The sequence below is a fragment of the Pseudomonas sp. MD195_PC81_125 genome, assembly GCF_014060985.1.
In the GTDB taxonomy this organism is placed as follows: domain Bacteria; phylum Pseudomonadota; class Gammaproteobacteria; order Pseudomonadales; family Pseudomonadaceae; genus Aquipseudomonas; species Aquipseudomonas parakoreensis.
This window is the reverse complement of record NZ_JABULD010000137.1, coordinates 1-6,843: the sequence shown is the minus strand read 5'-3', so window position 1 is coordinate 6,843 and position 6,843 is coordinate 1. Positions and strand designations below refer to the sequence as shown.

The 6,843-nt window shown below is 57.9% G+C and carries 2 protein-coding genes and 2 pseudogenes; all 4 read left to right on the top strand.

The genetic code is table 11. The features are described from left to right. Positions 1 to 369: 369 nt before the first annotated feature. Positions 370 to 2,518, top strand: a pseudogene (gene fadB, locus HT737_RS06210) (fatty acid oxidation complex subunit alpha FadB). Between the two features lie 29 nt (positions 2,519 to 2,547). Continuing rightward, positions 2,548 to 3,724: pseudogene (gene fadA / locus HT737_RS06205) on the top strand (acetyl-CoA C-acyltransferase FadA). 99 nt (positions 3,725 to 3,823) lie between these two features. After that, the gene (locus HT737_RS06200) at positions 3,824 to 4,060 is read left to right on the top strand and encodes a DUF1653 domain-containing protein (protein ID WP_041069004.1); all 237 of its coding nucleotides are present in this window, start codon (positions 3,824 to 3,826) and stop codon (positions 4,058 to 4,060) included. Positions 4,061 to 4,174: 114 nt separating this feature from the next. Then, a complete protein-coding gene (gene topA / locus HT737_RS06195; RefSeq protein WP_121186410.1) occupies positions 4,175 to 6,805 on the top strand; it encodes a type I DNA topoisomerase in 2,631 nt (876 codons plus the stop codon). Positions 6,806 to 6,843 lie beyond the last annotated feature (38 nt).

The following is a 6,843-nucleotide window of genomic DNA, read 5'->3' as shown; positions in this document are numbered from 1 at the left end:
CGTAGCCCTGTTTAAAACAAGGCTTGCAGCGAATTAGGGCGACATTTCTAACTATTAATCTTATGAATACCCTCACATGCAAGCATGTGTCGGCGGCTGCGTCTTACAGAAATGACCGCAAAGTCGCATTTCAACCCGTATTTAGGGCGATTGACAATTGTCGGAAATTCCGTGAAGGTGGCGTACCCAAATCAAACGGGCGTATGAATTGAGCGTTTGTCTTACAGACTGCTCCTACAGAATCCCGACTATCGCGTTGGCGGGTGTGCCGGGTGGATTGGCGTCAGCATCGACGAAAAAGCGTCCTGCCGAGCCATTTACCTGCGTCCGACGTGTACTGTTCAGCTTCCATATCGTGGAGATCAGTTGATGATTTACGAAGGTAAAGCCATCACGGTTAAAGCTCTTGAAAGTGGCATCGTCGAATTGAAATTCGACCTCAAGGGTGAGTCCGTCAACAAGTTCAACCGTCTTACCCTGAACGAACTGCGTCAGGCCGTGGACACCATCAAGGCAGATGCTTCGATCAAGGGCGTGATCGTCAGCAGTGGCAAGGACGTGTTCATCGTCGGCGCGACATCACCGAATTTGTCGACAACTTCAAGCTGCCGGATGCCGAGCTGGTTGCTGGCAATCTCGAAGCCAACAAGATCTTCAGCGATTTCGAAGACCTCAACGTTCCGACCGTGGCCGCGATCAACGGCATCGCCCTGGGTGGCGGTCTGGAAATGTGCCTGGCGGCGGATTACCGCGTCATGTCGACCAAGGCCAAGATCGGTCTGCCGGAAGTCAAACTGGGCATCTACCCAGGCTTCGGCGGTACCGTGCGTCTGCCGCGCCTGATCGGCGTCGATAACGCCATCGAGTGGATTGCCGCCGGCAAGGAAAACCGTCCTGAAGACGCGCTGAAAGTCAGCGCCGTCGATGCCGTGGTTGCTCCAGAGAAGCTGCAGGAAGCTGCCCTTGAACTGATCAAGCGCGCGATCTCCGGCGAGTTCGATTACAAGGCCAAGCGTCAGCCAAAACTTGAAAAAACTCAAGTTGAACGCCATTGAACAAATGATGGCCTTCGAAACCGCCAAAGGTTTCGTGGCAGGTCAAGCCGGCCCGAACTACCCGGCGCCGGTTGAGGCGATCAAGACCATCCAGAAAGCCGCGAACTTCGGTCGTGACAAGGCGCTGGAAGTTGAAGCGGCAGGTTTCGTCAAGCTGGCCAAGACCTCTGCCGCGCAGAGTCTGATTGGCCTGTTCCTGAACGATCAGGAACTGAAGAAAAAAGGCCAAGGCCTACGACGAAATCGCCAAGGACGTAAAACAGGCTGCGGTACTGGGTGCTGGCATCATGGGCGGCGGTATTGCCTATCAGTCGGCCTCCAAAGGCACGCCGATCCTGATGAAAGACATCAACGAGCACGGTATCGAGCAGGGTCTGGCCGAAGCCGCCAAGCTGCTGGTGGGCCGCGTTGATAAAGGCCGCATGACCGCTGCGAAAATGGCTGAAGTGCTCAACGGCATTCGTCCGACCCTGTCCTACGGCGACTTCGGTCACGTCGACCTGGTTGTTGAAGCCGTGGTCGAGAACCCGAAGGTCAAGCAAGCCGTGCTGGCTGAAGTCGAAGACAAGGTCAAAGAGGACACCATCCTCGCGTCCAACACCTCGACCATTTCCATCAGCCTGCTGGCCAAGGCCCTCAAGCGTCCGGAAAACTTCGTCGGCATGCACTTCTTCAACCCGGTGCACATGATGCCGCTGGTGGAAGTGATCCGTGGCGAGAAGTCCAGCGAGCTGGCGATTGCCACCACCGTTGCCTACGCCAAGAAAATGGGCAAGAACCCGATCGTCGTCAACGACTGCCCGGGCTTCCTGGTCAACCGCGTCCTGTTCCCGTATTTCGGCGGTTTCGCCAAGCTGGTCAGCGCCGGTGTGGATTTCGTGCGCATCGACAAGATCATGGAAAAATTCGGTTGGCCGATGGGCCCGGCGTACCTGATGGACGTGGTCGGCATCGACACCGGTCACCACGGTCGTGACGTGATGGCTGAAGGCTTCCCGGATCGCATGAAGGATGACCGTCGCTCGGCAGTCGACGTGCTTTACGAAGCCAAACGTCTGGGCCAGAAGAATGGCAAGGGCTTCTACGCCTACGAGACCGACAAGAAGGGCAAGCAGAAGAAGGTGGCCGATCCGTCGGTGCTGGAAGTGCTCAAGCCGATCGTTTACGAGCAGCGCGAAGTCACTGACGAAGACATCATCAACTGGATGATGATCCCGCTGTGCCTGGAAACCGTGCGTTGCCTGGAAGACGGCATCGTTGAAACTGCTGCCGAAGCCGACATGGGTCTGGTTTACGGTATCGGTTTCCCTCCATTCCGTGGCGGTGCGCTGCGCTACATCGATTCGATCGGTGTTGCCGAGTTCGTTGCCCTGGCTGACCAGTACGCTGATTTGGGCGCGCTGTACCACCCGACCGCGAAGCTGCGCGAAATGGCCAAGAACGGCCAGAGCTTCTTCGGTTAAGCGCCCCCAACTAGAGTGAGAGTGAACTTATGAGCTTGAATCCTAGAGACGTCGTGATTGTCGACTTCGGTCGTACTCCGATGGGCCGCTCCAAGGGCGGCATGCACCGCAACACCCGTGCCGAAGACATGTCGGCGCACCTGATCAGCAAACTGCTGGAACGCAACGCCAAGGTCGATCCTGCTGAAGTCGAGGACGTGATCTGGGGCTGTGTGAACCAGACCCTGGAGCAGGGCTGGAACATCGCGCGCATGGCGTCGCTGATGACCCAGATCCCGCACACCTCGGCCGGCCAGACCGTCAGCCGTCTGTGCGGCTCGTCGATGAGCGCCCTGCACACCGCTGCGCAAGCGATCATGACCGGTAACGGTGACGTATTCGTGGTTGGCGGCGTCGAGCATATGGGTCACGTGAGCATGATGCACGGTGTCGATCCGAACCCGCACATGTCGCTGTACGCGGCGAAAGCCTCGGGCATGATGGGTCTGACCGCGGAAATGCTCGGCAAGATGCACGGCATCACCCGTGAGCAGCAGGACGCCTTTGGCGTACGCTCCCACCAGCTCGCCCATAAGGCGACGGTGGAAGGCAAGTTCAAAGACGAAATCATCCCGATGCAGGGCTACGACGAAAACGGCTTCCTGAAGCTGTTCGACTACGACGAAACCATTCGTCCGGAAACCACTCTGGAAAGTCTGGCGGCCCTCAAGCCTGCCTTCAATCCGAAGGGTGGCACCGTGACTGCCGGTACTTCGTCGCAGATCACCGATGGTGCTTCGTGCATGATCGTGATGTCGGCGCAACGTGCACAGGACCTGGGGATCCAGCCGATGGCCGTGATCCGTTCGATGGCGGTGGCGGGTGTGGATCCGGCGATCATGGGCTATGGTCCAGTGCCGGCTACACAAAAAAGCCCTGAAGCGTGCGGGTCTCGGCATCAACGATATCGACTTCTTCGAGCTCAACGAAGCTTTCGCTGCACAGGCCCTGCCAGTGCTGAAAGATCTGAAAGTGCTCGACAAGATGAACGAGAAGGTTAACCTGCACGGCGGCGCGATCGCCCTGGGTCACCCGTTCGGTTGCTCCGGTGCCCGTATTTCCGGCACTTTGCTGAACGTGATGAAGCAGAATAGCGGCACCTTTGGGGTGGCCACTATGTGCATTGGTCTCGGCCAAGGCATCTCCACCGTCTTCGAACGCGTTTAAGCGTCTCGTCGATGGAAGCCGGGGCCAAGTGCCCCGGTTTTTGTTTTTGTGGATTTATTTTTGTATTTATTTTGAAAAAATTTGAGTGAGGGCCGAAGCATGCCGATACAACCTGGGCTCTACCAACATTACAAAGGTCCGCAGTACCGCGTATTCAGTGTGGCGCGGCATTCCGAGACCGAGGAAGAAGTGGTCTTTTACCAAGCCCTGTATGGCGATTACGGCTTCTGGGTACGCCCTTTGAGCATGTTCGTCGAGTCGGTCGAGGTTGACGGCGAGCAGGTGCCACGCTTTGCTTTGGTGCAAGCCGAACCGAGCCTTTTTTCCAAGCCATGAGGCGAGTGCGCACAGAACCCTGTGCTTGACCTCACCTTGTAGCCACTATATATAGCGGTGCCGCGTCAGGCGCCAACCGCCTTTCACTTCTAGAATTCAGGAATTTTCTGATCCATGGGCAAATCGCTGGTCATTGTGGAATCCCCGGCTAAGGCCAAGACCATCAACAAGTATCTGGGCAACCAATACGTGGTGAAGTCGAGTATCGGCCATATCCGAGACCTGCCCACCAGCGGTTCGGCTAGCGCCAGCAAAGAGCCGGCCGCCAAGCGCGGCAAGGCCGCCGCGGGCGAAGGGCCGGTGCTCACGCCGAAAGAGAAGGCGCGCAAGCAACTGGTTTCGCGCATGGGTGTCGACCCGGAACATGGCTGGAAAGCCCAGTACGAGATCCTTCCGGGTAAAGAGAAGGTCATCGAAGAGCTGCGCCGGCTCGCCAAGGATGCTGACACCATCTATCTCGCAACCGACTTGGATCGCGAGGGGGAAGCCATTGCCTGGCACCTGCGCGAAGCCATCGGTGGTGACGACAGCCGCTACAAGCGCGTGGTGTTCAACGAAATCACCAAGAAAGCGATTCAGGAAGCGTTCTCCGAGCCGGGCGAACTGGACATCGATCGTGTGAACGCCCAGCAGGCGCGTCGTTTCCTCGACCGCGTTGTGGGTTACATGGTCTCGCCACTGCTGTGGGCCAAGATCGCCCGTGGCCTGTCGGCCGGTCGCGTGCAATCGGTTGCCGTGAAGCTGGTGGTCGAGCGTGAGCGTGAAATCCGTGCGTTCAACCCGGAAGAGTACTGGGAAGTGCACGCCGATCTTGGCACCGCCAAGGGCTCGACTGTACGTTTCGAAGTGGCGCGCGAGAAGGGCGAAGCCTTCAAGCCGCTGAACGAAGCCCAGGCCACGGCCGCGCTGGAGAAACTCAAGTCCTCCAGCTACAGCATCGTCAAGCGCGAAGACAAGCCGACCAGCAGCAAGCCGTCGGCGCCATTCATCACGTCCACCCTGCAGCAAGCCGCGAGCAATCGTCTGGGCTTCGGCGTGAAGAAAACCATGATGATGGCCCAGCGTCTGTACGAAGCCGGCTACATCACTTATATGCGTACCGACTCGACCAATCTTTCGGCCGATGCCGTGGCGATGGCGCGCACCTACATCGAAGATGAGTTCGGCAAGAAGTACCTGCCGGAAGCGCCGAATGTCTACAGCAGCAAAGAAGGCGCACAAGAGGCTCACGAAGCGATTCGTCCTTCCGACGCCAACACCACGCCAAGCAAGCTTGCAGGCATGGAGCGTGACGCTGAGCGCCTTTACGAGCTGATCTGGCGCCAGTTCCTTGCTTGCCAGATGCTGCCGGCGCAGTACCTGTCGACCACTGTCAGCGTCGCTGCTGGTGACTTTGAGCTGCGCGCCAAGGGCCGCATCCTCAAGTTCGACGGTTACACCCGCGTCCTGCCGCAGATCGCCAAGCCTGGCGATGACGACGTTCTGCCCGACATGGCCCAGGGCGATGTGATGAAGCTGATCAAGCTTGATCCGTCGCAGCACTTCACCAAGCCGCCAGCGCGTTACTCCGAAGCGAGCCTCGTGAAAGAAATGGAAAAACGTGGTATCGGTCGTCCCTCGACCTATGCAGCCATCATTTCGACCATTCAGGATCGCGGCTACGTGACCCTGCACAATCGTCGTTTCTACTCGGAAAAGATGGGCGACATCGTCACCGAGCGTCTGTCGGAGAGTTTCTCGAATCTCATGGACTACGGCTTCACTGCCGGCATGGAAGAGAACCTCGATGACGTGGCTCAGGGCGAGCGCGACTGGAAAAACGTGCTGGACGAGTTCTACGGCGACTTCAAGAAGAAGCTTGAAGTGGCGGAGAACCCGGACAATGGCATGCGTGCCAACCAGCCCGTGATGACCGACATTCCGTGCACCACATGCGGTCGTCCGATGCAGATCCGTACCGCATCGACCGGTGTGTTCCTTGGCTGCTCGGGTTACAGCCTGCCGCCGAAGGAGCGCTGCAAGGCCACCGTCAATCTGGTGCCAGGCGACGAGATTGCCGCGGACGACGAGGGCGAGTCGGAGTCGTTGGTTCTGCGTGGCAAGCATCGCTGCCCGATTTGCAGCACGGCGATGGACGCCTACCTGCTTGATGAGAAGCGCAAACTGCACATCTGCGGTAACAATCCGGATTGCGCGGGCTACGAAATCGAAGAGGGCAACTATCGCATCAAGGGCTATGAAGGTCCGAGCCTGGAGTGCGACAAGTGCGGCAGCGAGATGCAGCTCAAGACCGGTCGTTTCGGCAAGTTCTTCGGTTGCACCAACCCAACTTGCAAGAACACCCGCAAACTGCTGAAGAGCGGTGATGCGGCGCCGCCGAAGATGGATCCGGTGAAAATGCCTGAGCTGAAATGCGAAAAGGTCAACGACACCTACATCCTGCGCGACGGTGCTTCCGGTCTGTTCCTGGCAGCCAGTCAGTTCCCGAAAAACCGCGAGACCCGTGCTCCGCTGGTGATCGAGATTCTGCCGCACAAGGACGAGATCGATCCGAAGTACCACTTCTTGTGCGAAGCGCCACAGAAGGATCCTGATGGTCTGCCAGCGGTCATCCGCTACAGCCGAAAGACCAAGGAGCAATACGTGCAGACCGAAGTAGACGGCAAGCCTACCGGCTGGAAGGCGTACTACGATGGTGGTAAATGGACTGTTGAAGACAAGCGCACGAAAGCCAAGGCTGAGTAAGCGTTAGCCTGATACAAAAAAGGCCGCATGATAACCTC